This is a genomic window from Oleiphilus sp. HI0125 (assembly GCF_001635355.1).
This window is the reverse complement of sequence record NZ_LWGF01000839.1, coordinates 1-1,211: the sequence shown is the minus strand read 5'-3', so window position 1 is coordinate 1,211 and position 1,211 is coordinate 1. Positions and strand designations below refer to the sequence as shown.

At 48.3% G+C, this 1,211-nt stretch carries 1 pseudogene; it reads left to right on the top strand.

Features of this window, described 5'->3' with window-relative positions:
- A pseudogene (locus A3762_RS26520) lies at positions 1 to 1,211 on the top strand (DNA polymerase III subunit gamma/tau); the annotation flags it as partial.

The window sequence follows — 1,211 nt, the reverse complement described above, 5'->3', positions numbered from 1 at the left end:
CTTGCTGAAAACTCTGGAAGAACCGCCAGAGCATGTGAAATTCTTATTTGCGACCACCGATCCTCAAAAATTACCGATTACGATCCTATCACGTTGCCTTCAGTTCAATCTGAAGAATATGACGCCGGAAAGAATCGTTCATCACTTGAAGTTTGTTTTATCACAAGAGCAAGTCAGTGCCGAAGATGCCGCATTATGGGCGATAGCTCGGGGTGCTGATGGCAGTATGCGTGATGCCTTGAGTCTGACGGATCAGGCTATCGCCTATACCCAAGGTCAGTTAGGTGAAACCGCCGTGAGTGCCATGCTTGGTACAGTGGACCAGAAGAAGGTGTATCGTTTACTCGACATGCTTGTAGCGCGTGATGCAAAAGCAATGCTAGGCGTTGTAGCTGAGCTAGCAGAATTTGCGCCCGATTACGCCTCAGTGCTTGAGGTCTTGGTTTCGGTGTTTCACAGAGTTGCCATTGAACAGGCAGTAGCTGGTGCAACGGATAATAGCCAAGGCGATCAGGAGCGTATCACCTTTTATGCGCAAAACTTAAGTGCAGAAGATGTGCAGCTTTACTATCAAATTGCGCTAGTGGCGAGAAAAGACTTAGCGATTTCACCGGACGCGCGCTCAGGGTTCGAAATGGCTTTGTTACGCATGATGGCATTTTGCATGGCACCACCTACTAAGCCGGTGACGCAGGCACTAGCGCCTGAGGTTTCAACGACACATGCGCCGCCAGCTCATGAAGTTCAGGGTGAGATTGAAACTGCTTCAAGTGAAGCCGATGTGAGTGATCAAACGAGTGTACAGCCAGAGCCTCTGACAGTGAATTCTGAAGTAGCAGAAATGCAGCAGGAATCAGAGCAGACTTCAGAGCCGCAAATAGAACCGCAAAACGATGTTGCCGCAGCGCCTGTTGAGCAAGTTCCTGCATATATGAACGAAGCTCCGCCATTGCAAGATGAACATCCTGCACCTGCAATAGATAATCAGCAAAGCTTGGTTGAAGAGCCTGTCGAAGCAATGATTGAAGCTGCGCCTATGCCATCTGAGATCAACTCAACTGTTGATACGCAAGCGAACGAGAGTCAAAAAAAAACACCTAAGTTCGATGACTCTCAAGACTTAGATAGCATGAGCTGGCCGCGTCAGGCCATTAGACTTGGTTTGACAGGCATGACTCAAAACCTACTTATGAATATGGTGAAGCGTATTC